General features: G+C 62.4%; 12 protein-coding genes and 1 pseudogene. 2 read left to right on the forward strand and 11 right to left on the reverse strand.

Annotated features, from left to right (window positions below):
* Window positions 1-3,203, reverse strand: a 3,203-nt coding sequence (locus ACZ3GY_RS20550; protein ID WP_465911796.1) for a two-partner secretion domain-containing protein, incomplete at its 3' end; no start/stop codon positions are given.
* Window positions 3,204-3,516: 313 nt separating this feature from the next.
* Between ACZ3GY_RS20550 and ACZ3GY_RS20555 the strand changes: the two genes are divergently transcribed.
* Both ACZ3GY_RS20555 and ACZ3GY_RS20560 read left to right on the forward strand, forming a co-directional pair.
* Window positions 3,517-4,200 carry a response regulator gene (locus ACZ3GY_RS20555; protein ID WP_465911797.1) on the forward strand — a complete coding sequence of 228 codons (684 nt, stop codon included), beginning with the start codon at window positions 3,517-3,519 and terminating at the stop codon, window positions 4,198-4,200.
* Between the two features lie 74 nt (window positions 4,201-4,274).
* Complete coding sequence (locus ACZ3GY_RS20560) at window positions 4,275-6,017, forward strand: sensor histidine kinase (protein WP_465911798.1); 1,743 nt, start codon at window positions 4,275-4,277, stop codon at window positions 6,015-6,017.
* Here ACZ3GY_RS20560 and ACZ3GY_RS20565 read toward each other — a convergent pair.
* The 10 genes and pseudogenes from ACZ3GY_RS20565 to ACZ3GY_RS20610 form a co-directional block, all read right to left on the reverse strand.
* Entirely contained in the window at window positions 6,014-7,081 is a 1,068-nt protein-coding gene (locus tag ACZ3GY_RS20565) for a protein-glutamate methylesterase/protein-glutamine glutaminase (RefSeq protein WP_225836457.1), read from the reverse strand. The genes ACZ3GY_RS20560 and ACZ3GY_RS20565 overlap by 4 nt on opposite strands.
* Window positions 7,082-7,092: 11 nt before the next feature.
* Entirely contained in the window at window positions 7,093-7,593 is a 501-nt protein-coding gene (locus ACZ3GY_RS20570; protein ID WP_463563115.1) for a chemotaxis protein CheD, read from the reverse strand.
* Window positions 7,586-8,407, reverse strand: coding sequence for a CheR family methyltransferase (locus ACZ3GY_RS20575; protein ID WP_225836453.1), 822 nt, complete (start codon window positions 8,405-8,407; stop codon window positions 7,586-7,588). Before ACZ3GY_RS20575 ends, ACZ3GY_RS20570 begins: the two co-directional genes overlap by 8 nt.
* Before the next feature lies 1 nt (window position 8,408).
* Entirely contained in the window at window positions 8,409-8,936 is a 528-nt protein-coding gene (locus ACZ3GY_RS20580) for a chemotaxis protein CheW (RefSeq protein WP_463563117.1), read from the reverse strand.
* A gap of 3 nt (window positions 8,937-8,939) precedes the next feature.
* The gene (locus ACZ3GY_RS20585; RefSeq protein ID WP_225836446.1) at window positions 8,940-10,598 is read right to left on the reverse strand and encodes a methyl-accepting chemotaxis protein; all 1,659 of its coding nucleotides are present in this window, start codon (window positions 10,596-10,598) and stop codon (window positions 8,940-8,942) included.
* A gap of 38 nt (window positions 10,599-10,636) precedes the next feature.
* Window positions 10,637-11,149 (reverse strand): chemotaxis protein CheW, encoded by a 513-nt coding sequence (locus ACZ3GY_RS20590; RefSeq protein ID WP_225836443.1) that lies wholly within the window; start codon window positions 11,147-11,149, stop codon window positions 10,637-10,639.
* Window positions 11,146-13,317: a chemotaxis protein CheA gene (locus ACZ3GY_RS20595; RefSeq protein WP_465911799.1), complete on the reverse strand. Its 2,172-nt coding sequence runs from the start codon at window positions 13,315-13,317 to the stop codon at window positions 11,146-11,148. The genes ACZ3GY_RS20590 and ACZ3GY_RS20595 overlap by 4 nt, the downstream gene beginning before the upstream one ends.
* Before the next feature lie 5 nt (window positions 13,318-13,322).
* Window positions 13,323-13,643 (reverse strand): STAS domain-containing protein, encoded by a 321-nt coding sequence (locus ACZ3GY_RS20600; protein ID WP_172137506.1) that lies wholly within the window; start codon window positions 13,641-13,643, stop codon window positions 13,323-13,325.
* Entirely contained in the window at window positions 13,640-14,008 is a 369-nt protein-coding gene (locus tag ACZ3GY_RS20605; RefSeq protein WP_225836435.1) for a response regulator, read from the reverse strand. Before ACZ3GY_RS20605 ends, ACZ3GY_RS20600 begins: the two co-directional genes overlap by 4 nt.
* A 9-nt stretch (window positions 14,009-14,017) precedes the next feature.
* A pseudogene (locus ACZ3GY_RS20610) lies at window positions 14,018-14,632 on the reverse strand (methyl-accepting chemotaxis protein); the annotation flags it as partial.
* Between the last annotated feature and the right edge of the window lie 45 nt (window positions 14,633-14,677).

Consider the following 14,677-nt stretch of genomic DNA (forward strand, 5'->3'; position numbering starts at 1 on the left):
TAGCTCACACCGTTACCGCCGCTCCAGGCCTGGCCGTTGTAGGTCTTGCTGGCGTCGTTGGCGGTGATGGTCAGTGCAGCCTTGCCGATGTTCGCGGTTAGCCCGGTGGGTTGAACGATGCTGTAGTTGCCGGCATCGGTGCCGCTCAGGGTGTAGCCGCTGACGGTCACGGCTTTGCCAGTGTCGGCGTTCTTGTCGACGAACGTGCCGGTGCCGGTTCCACTCACGTTCACTATATCAGCGCCAATGGCCGTGACGATGGCAATGCCAGAGAGGGTGGCCGCGCGGGCGCCGTCGTAGGTCTTGTCGCCGGCGGTGATGCCGGTGACAGCCAGATCCGCTTTGGCGATGGTCAGGCTAGTGTCGACATCGGCATAGCTGATGTCATAGCCGCGCTGGCCCGAGTATAGGCCGGCAACGAGAATCAACGTGCTATCGGCGCTGCTGTAGGTGCCAGCGTTCTTGCTACTGCTCGTGTAATCCAGGCTGCCCAGCAGTTTACTGGCGTCCGGCGTGTTGCCCTGGCTGTCGGTATAGGTGCCCACACCCGTGGCGGCGTTGCCGTCATAAGTTTTATTACCGCCGCTGACATCGACGGTCAGCGTGACACTCTGCAAGAAACTACGCAGCAGCGGGCCGGTGTGGCCCTCGTAGATACGCCAGATGGTGTTTTCACCGCCGTTGGCGGATATATCCCAGCCGGAAAAGGTGCTGGCTTGCTGCATTTGTTGCGTGGTTTTGGCCGTGCCGCCGGCACTGCTGGCTTGGCCGGTTGTTTGAGTGTCCCAGAAACTGTTCTGGATTAGGCCGTTGTTCGCACCGACCAGTCCGCCGGTAAAGGCGGCGCCGAAACCGAACCTGTTGACGCTGACGCTGCCGCTGGCATAAGCATTGCTAATGCTGCCGTCGTTGCTGCCGACCAGTCCGCCGGTAAAGGCATCGAGGAAACCGAGCGTGAGGACGCTGACGCTGCCGCTGGCATAAGCATTGCTAATGCTGCCGTTGTTGTTCGCACCGACCAGTCCGCCGGTAAAGGCGCCACCGCCATCGGTGATGCTGTTGACGCTACCGGTGGCGTAAGCGTTGCTAATGCTGGCGTCGTTTCTGCCAACCAGTCCGCCGATAAGGATGTCACCACCACTGACACTGCTGGCCTCGACGCTGCTGGTGGCGTAAGCATTGCTAATGCTGCCGTCGTTTCTGCCGACCAGTCCGCCGATAACGATGCCACCGCCACTGCTGCCGTTGACGCTGCCAGTGGCGTAAGCATCGCTAATGTTGCCGTTGTTCAATCCGACCAGTCCGCCGGTAACGATGCCACCTCCACCTCCACCTCCCCTGACACTGCTGACGTTGCCGGTGGCGTAAGCATTGCTAATGCTGCCGTCGTTTCTGCCGACCAGTCCACCGATAACGATGCCACCGCCACCGCCACCGCCACCGTTGACGCTGCCAGTGGCGTAAGCATTGCTGATGGTGCCGAGGTTCCAGCCAACCAGCGCACCGCTGAGCCCGTCGCCCCGCACGGTGCCGCCCACGAGCCCGATATTGTGTATAACGCTGCCGCTGTCGGTAGAGCCAAACAGGCCGGAGTAGCCAGAAGGGGCAGAGACGATGGTGAGGTTGCTGAGGGTGTGGCCCAAGCCATCCAGCCTACCGCTGAACTTTGTTGAGCTATTACCGACTGGCTGCCAATTGGTGATGCTGCTCAGGTCGATATCGCTGCCCACGGCGTAGTTGCCGCTGAGGTTGTTGTTCATGGCTTGCAGCGCAGCGGCATCATTGACCACGGAGTAGGTGATCACGCTGCCGCTCGAGCCTTTCTGGGTGCTGAAGTTGTTGCCGCTTTGCAGGTTGATGGGCGCCTTTATGTTGTAGTCCGCTGCGCCGCCATTGGTGCTGGCCTGGCCGTACTGCAGGGCGACCTTGCCGCTGGCGTGTTCGGCAGTCATGGCGGCGTTGACATTGATATTGCGCTCGGCGGTGAGGGTCAGCGTGTTGCCACTGCTCCACGTGATGGCATCATTGATATGGATATCGCCATTGCCACCCGCCGTACCCATCGTGGCAGTCTGGATCTCGAAGTTGTTGTTCTGCACCGCCGCCGACACCGCTGCGCCGCTCATATCGCCGCCCGTGGCGGCGACGGTGAAGTCGTTGGGGTCGATCAGCCAGGTACCGGTCTTGCCGTTCTGCGCCTTGGTGGTGACCTTGGCGCTGTCAGCCACCTTGACGTGGGCGCCGGAGGTTTCGATAAAACCGCCGTTGCCGCCATTGGGTGCGCTGGCATCCAGGGTGCCGGCCACCTGCACACTGCCGCCGTCAAAGCTGCCAAGCAGAACGATCTTGCCGTCCTTCTCGCCCAGGGTCTGCGCCTCGATCACCCCGGTGTTGTTGACTACTGTCTTGAGCAGCGCTTCGCCGGCATCCGCGGTCAGCAGCACCTGGCCGCCATCGGCCTTGATCAGCTTATGGTTTTCCACCAGCGCATCGACCACCGCCTCATCGACCTGAACGTTGAGCAGGCCATCGCCGGCAAAATCCAGGGTGACCTTGTTGCCTGCCGCCAGGGCCACGCTGCCCTGGTTGGCGACGATTACGCCGTTGTTGCTCACCGTGCCGCCGAGCAGGGCCACCGCGCCGCCGTCGGCGGCAGTGATCTTGCCGTTGTTGATCACGCTGGCATTGCTGCCGTTACCCTTGAACTGGTAGTTGCCGGCTTCGAAGTCGCCGTTGCTGATATCCAGCGTGGAGGCCACCAGGCCGCCGACATTGACCTGTGCGCCCTGGCCGAACAACACGCCATTGGGGTTGATGATAAATACCCGGCCATTGGCATCGAGCTGGCCCATGATTTTCGAGCCATCGGCGCCGAGCACGCGGTTAAGCGCAATCGAGTCGGTGCCGGGTTGGTTAAAGGTCACCTTGTTGCCACTGGCGATATCGAAACTCTGCCAGTTGATGGCGAGTTTGTTACTGGCCTGGTCGATCACCATTTGGTTGGTGCTGGGCGTGCCGATCTGGCCCTGACCCGCCACCACTTGGCCGCCGGTGGGCAGGTCGGCAGCGAGTACCATGGCTGGCAGCAGCAAGGCCGCCGCGAGTACCGCACCGGCGCCCTTGCCGCGCCGGCGGGCGTGCTCATGGGCGACAGTCCAGGTGGCGAGGCTGGGGTTCCAGACAAGAGCGTAGGTACGGTTCATGGAAACTCTCCAGAGCGATGAAAACCGACCAGGCTGCCGATGTGCTGGGCGACATGAAGCGAGTCGGGAGTGGATATGGTGTGCAGGCGAGCGCGGGTCTGCACCTCTGATAGTAGGCGCGTATTAGACGTGAAGGTGTTGGCAATTGGCTATCACTGAAACTAGGTAATTTCGGCCAGAATTTGTTCTGGCCTGGTGAGGGCTGTTATCGCAATCCCCTGCTGGGCAATACCTGATTCTGGTGATAGTCGGATGCCACTACTGCGTGCCACACTCATCGTCCTTATTTACCTTCATGGAGTGCTGCTCGCCGATGTCGACCGCCAGCCTTCCTCCCGATGATGTTCTGCTGCCCGCACCGGTACTGGTTGTCGAGGACGATCCGTTGATGCGCCAGCGGCTGTCGCGGGTGCTCAGCGAGATTGGTTATGCGCACGAGGCGGTGAACTTCTCGATGAGCCTGGCCGAAGCACGGGCGCATGTCCGTAGCCAGCCCGTGGCGATGGTGCTGGTGGATCTGGGCTTGCCGGATGGCAATGGCATCGAGCTGATCCATGAGTTGCGCGTGCTGGATCCGACCTTGTGGGTTTTGGTGATCTCGGCCTGGAGCACCGAGGAGGCGATTCTCGGTGCGTTGCGCGCCGGGGCGACTGGGTACGTGCTCAAGGAGCGCGATGACCTGGAGGTGAGCCTGTCGATTCGTAGCGTGCTGCGTGGCGGTGCGCCAATCGATCCGTTCATTGCCCGGCGTATTCTGACCTTGTTGCCAGCTGCGCCCCGGTCTAACGAGTTGGCGGAGATTGAAACGCTCAGCGCCCGCGAGAGCGAAATTCTCGAATTGGTTTCCCGTGGGTTGAGCAACCGGGAAATCGCCGAACAGTTGACCATTTCCCGCCATACCGTCGAATGCCATATCAAACGGATTTACCGCAAGCTGGCCGTCTCCTCGCGCACCCGCGCGGTGAGCGAAGCCCGGCAACGCGGCTTGTTGTCCTGACGCTGCTGCTCGTCCTGCTGCCATGGTTTTCCAGCCTGGCGCAGGCGAGCTGCCAGCCGCTTATCAGCAGCGTGATGGCGGCCCCCGAGCGGGCTGGTGATGGTGTGCGCCCGCTTGATGGCTGGCAGCCGGTGAGCCTGCCGGATCTATGGCAACGCCACTGGCCAGGCTTTCTCGGGCCGGTGTGGTATCGGTTGGACTGGCAGGCCGACTGCTCAGGTGAGCCGCTGGCGCTGAATATAAATCGCATGGTTATGGCCGGTGAGGTGTGGCTCAACGACGATCTGATCTGGCGTGACGAGAGCCTGGTCGAGCCCTTGTCGCGTAGCTGGAACCTGCCACGCTACTGGCTGTTACCAGCCTCCGGCCAGCAGGAAAGTAATACCCTGTGGATTCGCCTGGTCGGCTCGGAGCATGCGGCGCCTGGTCTGGGTGCGGTGCGCCTGGGTGTGTCCGAGCAGGTCTGGCCCGAGTACCGCCTGCAGTTGCTGCTGCAGCGCGAACTGATTTTCATCGGCCTGCTGATCTCCCTGGTACTGGGTGTGCTGTTCCTGACGTTCTGGCTGTTCCGCCGTCAGGAGCATGCTTTCGGCTGGGTCGCACTGGCTTCGCTACTGTGGTCGTTCGGCATCCTCAATATGCTGCTGACCTCGTCCTGGCCGTTCGCCAATGGCGAGGTTTGGGATCGCCTCAGCCTGGTGGCGTTGTCACTGTATTGCCCGGCGTTCTGCATGTTCATCTGGTCGCTCGGTAGCATGCGTTTTCCACGCTTAGGGCGTGTGCTCTGGGGCGTGACTATCGTGCTGTGCATGGCCACGCTGCTGGTGCCGAAGGCGCAGATTTCGGTGCTGCAGATGCTCTCTGCCTTTGTCCTCAGGGCTGCCTTGCCGGTGGTCTGCCTGCAACTGCTGTGGCATGCCTGTCGTGCACGTGAGGCCTACCTGATCCTGCTTGGCACGTGCATCTTTGGAGGGACTGTCTTCGAGGTTCTGGCTTTTACTGGTGTTTTGGGTGTTCCAGGAGTCTACGCGCTTCTGTCTGCACCGTTGATGTCGGTGGTGATGTTCCTGATCCTGGCCGCGCGCTTCTCCAGCAGCCTGCAACGCATCGAGCGTTTCAACGACGATCTGCAGGCCAGGGTCGACAGCACGCGCGCAGAGCTGACCCAAACACTACAGCGTGAGCACCAGTTGGAAGCCGACAACATTCGCCTCAACGAACGCCTGCGCCTGACCCACGATCTGCATGACGGTCTGGGCAGCTCGCTGATGCGCTCGATTACCACCATGGAACATGGTTCGGGGCTACGCGGTGAGCAGTTTCTGTCGGTGCTGAAGACCTTGCGCAGCGATCTGCGCGATGTGATTGACGGCTCCTCGGCGGTGCCCAGCTGGCAGTCACCGCAGGAGTGGCTGGCGCCGTTGCGTCGGCGCTTTATCGACCTGTTCGACGACCTTGGCATTGAGTCGCACTGGAGTCTGCCGGCGCAATGGCCGGGAGTATTCACGCCACCACAGTTGCTAGCCCTGACGCGCTTTCTCGAAGAAGCCCTGACCAACGTGCTCAAGCATGCCGGCGCCACCCGGTTGGAAGTGGGCGTACGCGCCGAGGCGGAGCATGGCCTGAGCCTGTGGGTTCGTGACAATGGCCGCGGCTTTGCCGTGGATGATGTGCTTGCTGCGGCCGCTGGCGTCGGCATGAGCAGCATGCGTATGCGCATCGAGCGCATGGGGGGGCAACTACGGATCGAGTCGGCCCCTGGTGAGACGCTGCTGACGGCGACTATCCAGGGCGACCAGGCGACTGCTCAGCACTAACCCCGCAGGATGGCAGTGGGGATCTGTTCCAGCGGTATCTCGCGGCTCACGGCGCCGAGTTTCATGGCCTCTCGGGGCATGCCGTAGACCACGCAACTGGCTTCGTCCTGGCCGAGGGTGAGGGCGCCGGCCTCGTGCATCTCGCGCAGGCCGCGGGCGCCGTCGTCGCCCATGCCGGTCATGATGATGCCCGTGGCGTTGGCGCCTGCAGCGCGGGCCGTTGAGCGGAACAGGACGTCCACCGAAGGCTTGTGACGACTCACCGGCGGGCCGTCGACCACCTCGACCAGATACTGGGCGCCGCTGCGTTTGAGCAGCAGATGGCGGCCACCGGGCGCTATCAGCGCACGGCCGGGCACCACCCGGTCGCCATGCCGTGCTTCCAGTACTTCCAGTTCGCAGAGGCCGTTGAGGCGTTCGGCGAAGGCAGCGGTGAAGCGTTCTGGCATGTGCTGGACGATGACCAGCGCAGGGCACACCCTTGGCAGGCGGGTGAGAATGTACTCCAGTGCCTGGGTGCCGCCTGTGGACGTGCCGATGGCGACGACACGTTCGGTGGTGCGCGCCATGGCGCCCTGGCCCGGTGGCAGAATGACGTCTGCGCTGAGCTTGCTCTGCACGGGCGCAGGCGGCGCGGCCTTGTTCTTTACCAGGCGGCTGACATTGGCGCGTGCCGCCGCCTTGACGGCATTGACCAGGTCATCGCTGGCATTGACGAGAAACTTGCTGAGGCTGGCCTGGGGCTTGGTGACGATACTCACCGCTCCGGCGGAGAGTGCCTGCATGGTGGTAGTCGCACCTTTCTCGGTCAGCGTCGAGCAGATCACCACCGGCGTGGGGCGCTCGGCCATCAGCTTCTTGAGGAAGGTGATGCCGTCCATACGGGGCATTTCCACGTCCAGCACGATGACGTCAGGCCACTCGCGCTGCATCTTGTCGAGGGCAAAAAGTGGGTCGGCGGCGGTGCCGATGACCTGGATCGCCGGGTCGCTGGCCAGCACCGAGGACAGCACCTGGCGTACCACGGCGGAGTCGTCGACGATCATGACTTTTATAGGTTTCATGCGTATCGCTCTCAGGTGTGACCGGATACGGCTGTTGGCGCCGTTTGTTTCAAGGCCAGATGGCCACTCCAGATGTCGAAGATCAGGTTGCGATGACCGACACCTCCCACATGTTCGCCGTGGCAACTGAGTTTCTTCTCGGCGATTAGACGCCTGGCCATGTCAACGTTCTGTAGACCCACATGCCGGCGGTTGCTATTCATGAGCGCGGGAAACATATGCCCGCCCCCGAAGATGCGTGCCTGGTAGTCGGACACTTTCGTACCACTGAGGCCTATGGCTTCGCACAGCAGGTTCATGACCTCATCGCCGTAGCGGCCGTCCGGATGGGCGGTTGGGCGGCCGCGCGTCGGCAACATGAAATGGCACATGCCGCCAAGGCGGGCATGGGGGTGCCAGAGCACCAGTGAAACGCAGGAGCCAAGCAGGGTTCGTACACGGGTGTAGGGGCCGCCGAAATGGTAGTCGCCGGGTTTCAGATAAACCTCGGCGATGGAGGGGGTGTTAGGCATCTGGTTTGCGGTAGATCGAAGGTTTGACGACCTTGAGCGTATCGTTGACGCCGTTCAGGCTCTCCGAGTGACTGATGAAGAAATGTCCGCCCGGGCGCAGGTGCTTGACCAGGCGAGCCACTACCTGGCGCTTGGTGTCAGCGTCAAAGTAGATCATCACGTTGCGCAGGAAAATTACATCGAACAAGCCTAGATCCGGTAGTGCGCTGTTCAGGTTGATCTGCTCGAAGCGGATGCGCTGGCGCAGCGACGGAGCGATCATCATGCGCCCCTGATTATCGTCGACGCCGCGCAGGCAATGCTTTACCAGCAGGTGGCGGGGGATGTTCTGGCTGTCTTCCAGGTCATAAACACCGCTGCGGGCCTGCGCGAGGATACGTTGGCTGATATCCGAGGCAAGAATCTCCCAGGGCCTTTCGCCGAGCCGTTCGGCCAGCAGCAGGGCCAGGGTGTAGGGCTCCTCGCCGCTGGAACAGGCGCCGCTCCATATGCGCAAGGGCCGTCCGCTGGGAATGGTGGCGGGGTTCTGCAGCAGTTCGCGCAAAAAGTCGAAATGCTTGGGCTCGCGAAAGAAATAGGTTTCGTTGGTGGTCAGCAGATCCACGCAGGTCTGCAGTTCCGCCGCGTCTTTGCTTATGCGGTTGAAGTAGTCGCCATAGCTGGCCATGCCAAAAGAGCGCAGGCGCTTGTTCAGGCGGCCGGCCACCAACGGTTTCTTAGCTTCGGAAAGGTGGATGCCGGCAATCTCGTGGATCAGGTGGCGGAACTGGCCAAATTCCCGGTCGGAAAGGGTGGCTTGAGTGGTTTCGCGCATATCAGCCCCGCGCGCCTTCGAGGCCATGCTGCTCGGCCTGACTGAGCGCCGCATGTTCTTCAGCGGAGATGATCCGGCCGATATCGAGCATTACCACCAGCCGCTCATCGAGTTTGCCCATGCCACGAATGAAGTCGGCGCGGATGCTGCCACCGAAGCTGGGCGCCGGTTCGATCTGCTCAGCGTTCAGCTCGCGAACTTCGTTGACGGCGTCCACCACCATGCCGATCACCTGGGTGCCGGTCTGGTTGAGTATCTCCAGAATCACGATGCAGGTTCTCGGCCCGATGGCGGTGGCCCGGCCGCCGAAACGCTGACCGAGATCCATCACCGGCACCACCGCGCCGCGCAGGTTGATCACACCAAGAATGCTTGGCGGCATCATCGGCACCGTGGTCAGCCGGCCGTACTCGATAATCTCCCGCACGGCACGGATTTCAACCGCGAACAGCTCCTGAGCCAGGGTAAAGGTCAGGTACTGGCCCGACACCGCGGTAGCGTCGTCGAGCAGTCGGGTTTCGGCGCTCATGGCCTACTCCTGAAAGCGCACGTAACCGGCCGGCAGGCCCGTTCCATGGCCTTGCTGGCCTTCGTCGCCGCGCAGTTGGCGTGCGGCATTGTTGCCACGGCTGTTCTGCTGCTTGTTGCGGGGTGGGTTGGCGGTCGTGATGCGCTCTCCACTGCCGCTGAGGCGGAAGAAGTCCATCAGTTGCTGCAGCTGTTCGGCCTGGCCGCTCATTTCCTCGGCAGTGGCGGCGAGCTCCTCGGAGGCCGAGGCGTTCTGCTGAGTCAGCTCGCTGAGCTGGTTCATGGCCGTGCTGATCTGGTTGACGCCGCTGCTCTGCTCGTCGGAGGCGGCAGCGATTTCCTGTACCAGGTCGGAGGTCTTGGCGATGGATGGCACCATCTCGTCGAGCAGGGTGCCGGCACGTTCGGCCAGGGCCACGCTGTTCTTGGCGACTTCGCCGATTTCCTGAGCGGCTACCTGGCTGCGCTCGGCCAGCTTGCGTACTTCCGCGGCGACCACCGCGAAGCCTTTGCCGTGCTCACCGGCACGGGCAGCCTCGATGGCAGCGTTGAGGGCGAGCAAGTTGGTCTGGTAGGCGATGTCGTCGACGATGCCGATCTTGTCGGCGATGGTCTTCATGGCGCGCACGGTGTCCTTGACCGCCTGGCCACCTTCACCCGCTTCGTTGGCGGCCTTGCTGGCCATGCCATCGGTCACCCGGGCGTTCTCGGTGTTCTGCGAAATGGAGGCGGACATCTGTTCCATCGAGGCACTGGTTTCCTCGACCGAAGCAGCCTGTTCGGAAGCGGCCTGGCTCATGCTCTGGGCGGTCGAGGAAATTTCCTCGGAGGCGCTGGACAGCGAGTCAGCGGAGCCACGGACTTCGGCAATGATCTGCGTGAGCTTCTCGCTCATATTACCCATCGATTTCAGCAACTGGCCGGTCTCGTCGCGAGCGGTGCTGTCCAGTTTCACACGCAGGTCACCTTCGGCCAGCAGGTTGGCGGCTTCCACCGCGCGGCTGAGTGGGCGGGTGATGCTGCGGCTGATCAGCAGACCGAGAACGATACCGATCAGCAGGCCACCGATGATGACCGCGATCATCATCGTACGGCTCTGCAGATACAGCTCGGTGGTCTTGTCGTTGGCGATCCGGGCGTTGTTTGCCTTGTCTTCCGAGAGTTCGCCGATGATCTCATCGAGCTTGTCACCCTTTTCCCGTACCAGTGCCAGCTGGCGCTGCAGCTCCGGGTTCTCCGCGTACAGCTCCTGTGCTGCTGCGGTTTGCAGGGCCAGGGCCATGTTGCGCTGATACTCGACCCAGATGGTGTCGATTTCCCGGAAGCGTTCGAGGGAGCGCTCGTTGTAGAACAGCTCGCGGGATTCATCGATGTTCTTGCGGGCGGCCTCACTGTAGCGGGCGATATCGGCGAGGATGCGCTCGCGATCCTGCTCGGTTGTCGCCAGCAGGAAGTTGGAACGGGCACGGCCGATGAAGATGATATTGAGGTTGGCTTCCTTGATCTTGGAAAGCCCGACCAATTCCTTCTCGTACATGTTGTCCGCAAGGTCGTTCATGGTGGACGTATTGGCCAGGCCGATCATGCCAACCACGGCGCTGATACTGGCGACCAAGATGAACGCGACGATGAGCCGGGTACCGATCTTGAAATTGCTGAGCATGCTGGAGATCCTTTCGAATGGGAGAGTCGCTAGTGAGATCAAGGCCGTACGGTTCTGCCGACGTCGCTGGTGGTTGAGGTGCCAAGTGTTTCCAGATCGAGTACCTGGTCGAGTGCCAGGAGCGTGACGAAACGGTCGTCCAGACGAACGACACCCGTGATGAATTCGCTGCGCAGATGGCTGCCGAACGCCGGTGCCGGCTGGATCTCGTGCGGGCTGATCTCACGTACTGCGCTGACCGCATCGACCAGCACCCCGAGAGGTTGCGGGCGATCTTCGTCGGGTACGTCGAGGATGATGATGCAGGTGCGTTTGCCGAGCTCGGTACGCTTGCCGTTAAAGCGCGCCAGAAGGTCGATCACCGGCACCACGGCACCGCGCAGGTTGGTTGCGCCGCGTACCGTGGCCGGCATGCGCGGCACCGGTGTGAAGCGGGTGTACTCGAGAATTTCCCGTACGCTCAGGGTGTCGACGGCGTAGTGCTCGCCAGCGAGGATGAAGGTGAGGTACTGGTGCGCGGTTGACTCGTGCCCAAGTGTTGCCATGTTCATGCTTCGAGCCTCGCCCGGCGCGGGGCTTCCGGGGTGCTGGTGAGTTGGGTGAGCAGGCTGGGAATGTCGAGGATCAAGGCCACCGCGCCGTCACCGAGGATGGTGAAACCGCCGAGCCCCGGGCAGCTGGAGAACACCTTGCCCGGTGGCTTGATCACCGTCTGGAATTCACCGAGCAACTGATCGACGACCAGCCCGGCTCGCAGACCTGCCTGTTGCACCACCACCACGCTCTCGCGCCGCGGCGCCGGGCTGTCGTCCGCGAACAGCTCGCGCAGGCGGACGATGGGCAGCATCTGTCCGCGCAGTTCGAGATGGCCACCTTCCGGCAAGGTGTCGGCCTGCAGCTCGATGCATTCCTCCACCAGCTCCAGCGGAATCACGTAGCCAGCCTGGCCGACGCTGACCAGAAAACCGTCGATGATCGCCAGGGTCAGGGGCAGGCGGATACGGATGCGCGTGCCCTGGCCGAGGCTGCTGTCCAGTTCGATGGTGCCGCGCAGGGCGGCGATGTTGCGCTTGACCACGTCCATGCCGACGCCGCGTCCGGACAGGTTGCTGACCTGCTCGGCGGTGGAGAAGCCGGGCTCGAAGATCAGCGCGAAGATTTCCTTCTCGGTCAGCGTCTGGCCTTCGCCGACCAAGCCGCGTTCACGGGCTTTGGCGAGGATGCGCTGTGAGTCGAGGCCGCCACCGTCGTCACTGACCTCCAGGATGATGCTGCCGGCATCGTGGTAGGCGTTCAGCGATACGTTGCCTTGGGCGGGTTTGCCCCGTGCCAGGCGCGTGTCGACCGGTTCGATGCCATGATCCATGGCGTTGCGTACCAGGTGCGTCAGCGGGTCGGTGATGCGTTCGACCACGGTCTTGTCGAGCTCGGTTTCCCCGCCGCTGATGGACAGGGTGATGTCCTTGCCGAGCTCGCCGGATACGTCGCGCACCACGCGCTGGAAGCGGTTGAAGGTGCTGCCGATCTGCACCATGCGCAGCGGCAGTGCCGAGTCGCGCACTTCCTCCACGAGGCGTGACAGCAGCTCGGTGGCTTCGAGCATTTCCGGGTGGCCGCAGTTCTGCGCGGTCATCCGTGCGCCGGCGCCAGCGATGATCAGTTCGCCCACCAGGTCGATCAGCCGATCCAGCTTGCCGGCATCGACGCGGATCAGGCTGTTCTCGTTGCTGCGGTTTTCCTTGATCTGTTGTTGCTTGTGCAGCGCGGCGGCGATCACCGGTGGTTGCACCAGGCTTTCTTCCACCAGCACTCGGCCGATCGGGCGCGGCTCGTCACGCTCCTGGCCCTGCACCTGGGTGTGCAGCACGTCCTGCAGTTCGCTGGCGGTCAGGGTGCCGCAGCGCATGAGAATTTCGCCCAGGCGCATGTCTTCCTCGGGCAGGGCGCGGATCAGCTCCAGGTACTCGTCCGACTTGCTGTTGGGCGGCAGGATACGGATCAGGCTGTCTTCACGGACGAACTCGAAGGCACCGTCGATGGTGGCCTTGTCGGCGTCACTGGCAAAGGCGACCTCGAAACCCAGGTAGCAGGTTTCCGGATCCATCTCGGCGGCTGCGGGGATGCGATCAAGCAGCGGCACGATGCTGATGATGCGGCCAAAGGTATTCAGGTAGCGGAACAGACCCAGCGGATCCATGCCGTTGCGCAGGGTGTCGGGGCCGAAGCGCAGGGACAGGTGCCAGTGATCGGCACCCACGCCCGGGCCATGGCCGCGTTCGATACGCGTGGCGGCGGTCAGCACCTGCTCGGTGCCGGGCGCAGGTGGCAGATAATGTGTGAGGCGTTCGGCCAACTGTTCGTGCAGCGCCTGAGTGTCGGGCTCCATGTTTGCCAGATCGATGCCGTCGTCGACCAGCGCAACCAGGCGCGCCAGGTGATCGCCTACCTGCAGGAAGAGGGCGGTCATCTCCGTGTCGAAGTGCAGCTCGCCGGTGCGTACGCGGTCGAGCACGCTTTCGGCGATATGGGTGAAGGCGACGATCACGTCGAGGCCGAACAGCCCTGCCGAGCCTTTGATGGTATGCGCCGCACGGAAAATGGCATTGATGGTGTCGGCATCGCCCGGGCTGTTTTCCAACTGCAGCAGGGCTTCTTCCATCTGCTGCAACAGTTCCTGGCTTTCGGCGATGAAGATCTGCAGCACTTCGTCCATATCCATGGTGACTACTCGCTCGCCGGCTTGATCAGAATGGGGTCACCGAAAAAGGTGCCGAGCCCGCTCAGCTCGAAGGCTTCGATCACTGCCGGGCTGTGGTTGGTCAGGCGCAGGTCACAGGTCATGCGGGCCGCTTCCTGCTTGGCCAGAATCAGCAGTTGCAGGCCTGCGCAGTCCAGTTCGTCGACGGCACAGAGATCGAGCTCCACTTCCGTATCCGGCGCGAGAACCTGCATCAACAGCTCCATGTGTTCGGCCGCGCTGTAGATGGTCAGGCCACCTTCCAGTGGCAGGATGCGGTAGAGGTTCTCGGCCGGCGCGTCGGTCATGGCAGGATCAGCTTGGACACGGCAGTGAGCATCTGCGCTGGCTGAAAGGGCTTGACCACCCAAGCCTTGGCGCCCGCTGCGCGGCCTTCTTCCTTCTTCGCTTCGCCGGCCTCGGTGGTGAGCATGATCACCGGGGTGAACTTGTAGGCGGGCATTTGCTTGACGTTCTTGACGAAGGTGATGCCGTCCATGTTCGGCATGTTCACGTCACTGATGATCAGGTGAACCTTGCGACCGTCCAGTTTTGTGAGGGCGTCCTTGCCGTCACAGCCTTCGATGACCTGATAGCCAGCCCCCCTGAGCGTAATGCTGACGACCTGACGGATGGAGGTGGAGTCGTCGACGATGAGTACGGTTTTGCTCATGGGGGAACCTCAGAAAAACGTGATTTCAGAATCGTTGCGCTTGGTGGAGCTGTCGCCGCGATGCACGTCGTGTTGCTCGGGCATGGTGTAGGTCTGCGCCAGTTCATACAGCCAGCGATCAACGTCCAGGGGCTCTGGGGTCAGGCCCTGGCGGCGTTGGGCGTTGCGTTCATGGAGATGGGCGAGCAGCTTGTCCTGGTCGCCGGCGATATGGCCGAGCATCTGGCTGGTGCGGTCCTGGAACTGCAGCGCCACCAGCACTTCGGCGATGTCCTGGGCGACCGCTTCGCTCTGCGCGCGCATCGTTTCGTTGTGATTGACGATGTCGGTGGCGTTCTGGTTGAAGCGGTTGATTACCCCGGCGATCACTTCGCTGGCCTTGTTCAGGGTGGCCGTGTCGGTCTTGGTGTATTCCTGGGAAATGCTCAGGGTCTTGTGGATGGCGTCGTTGACGATCACCACGGTTTCGCCGATGCGCTGTCCGGTGTCACCTGACATCGACGAGAGCTTGCGCACCTCGTCGGCGACCACGGCGAAGCCGCGGCCGCTTTCGCCCGCCCGGGCGGCTTCGATGGCCGCGTTGAGGGCCAGCAGGTTGGTTTGTTTGGCGATGTTGGCGACGTCCTGCGCCATGTCCTGCAACTGTTCGGTGAAGGTGGACAATTGCAT

The organism is Pseudomonas sp. PME37.24/006, from assembly GCF_055556635.1.

Bases quoted from the DNA above. Each gene is read 5' to 3' on its own strand.
- ACZ3GY_RS20555 (WP_465911797.1), top strand. From the start codon at position 3,517: ATGTCGACCGCCAGCCTTCCTCCCGATGATGTTCTGCTGCCCGCACCG.
- ACZ3GY_RS20560 (WP_465911798.1), top strand. From the start codon at position 4,275: ATGGCGGCCCCCGAGCGGGCTGGTGATGGTGTGCGCCCGCTTGATGGC.
- ACZ3GY_RS20565 (WP_225836457.1), bottom strand. From the start codon at position 7,081: ATGAAACCTATAAAAGTCATGATCGTCGACGACTCCGCCGTGGTACGC.
- ACZ3GY_RS20570 (WP_463563115.1), bottom strand. From the start codon at position 7,593: ATGCCTAACACCCCCTCCATCGCCGAGGTTTATCTGAAACCCGGCGAC.
- ACZ3GY_RS20575 (WP_225836453.1), bottom strand. From the start codon at position 8,407: ATGCGCGAAACCACTCAAGCCACCCTTTCCGACCGGGAATTTGGCCAG.
- ACZ3GY_RS20580 (WP_463563117.1), bottom strand. From the start codon at position 8,936: ATGAGCGCCGAAACCCGACTGCTCGACGACGCTACCGCGGTGTCGGGC.
- ACZ3GY_RS20585 (WP_225836446.1), bottom strand. From the start codon at position 10,598: ATGCTCAGCAATTTCAAGATCGGTACCCGGCTCATCGTCGCGTTCATC.
- ACZ3GY_RS20590 (WP_225836443.1), bottom strand. From the start codon at position 11,149: ATGAACATGGCAACACTTGGGCACGAGTCAACCGCGCACCAGTACCTC.
- ACZ3GY_RS20595 (WP_465911799.1), bottom strand. From the start codon at position 13,317: ATGGATATGGACGAAGTGCTGCAGATCTTCATCGCCGAAAGCCAGGAA.
- ACZ3GY_RS20600 (WP_172137506.1), bottom strand. From the start codon at position 13,643: ATGACCGACGCGCCGGCCGAGAACCTCTACCGCATCCTGCCACTGGAA.
- ACZ3GY_RS20605 (WP_225836435.1), bottom strand. From the start codon at position 14,008: ATGAGCAAAACCGTACTCATCGTCGACGACTCCACCTCCATCCGTCAG.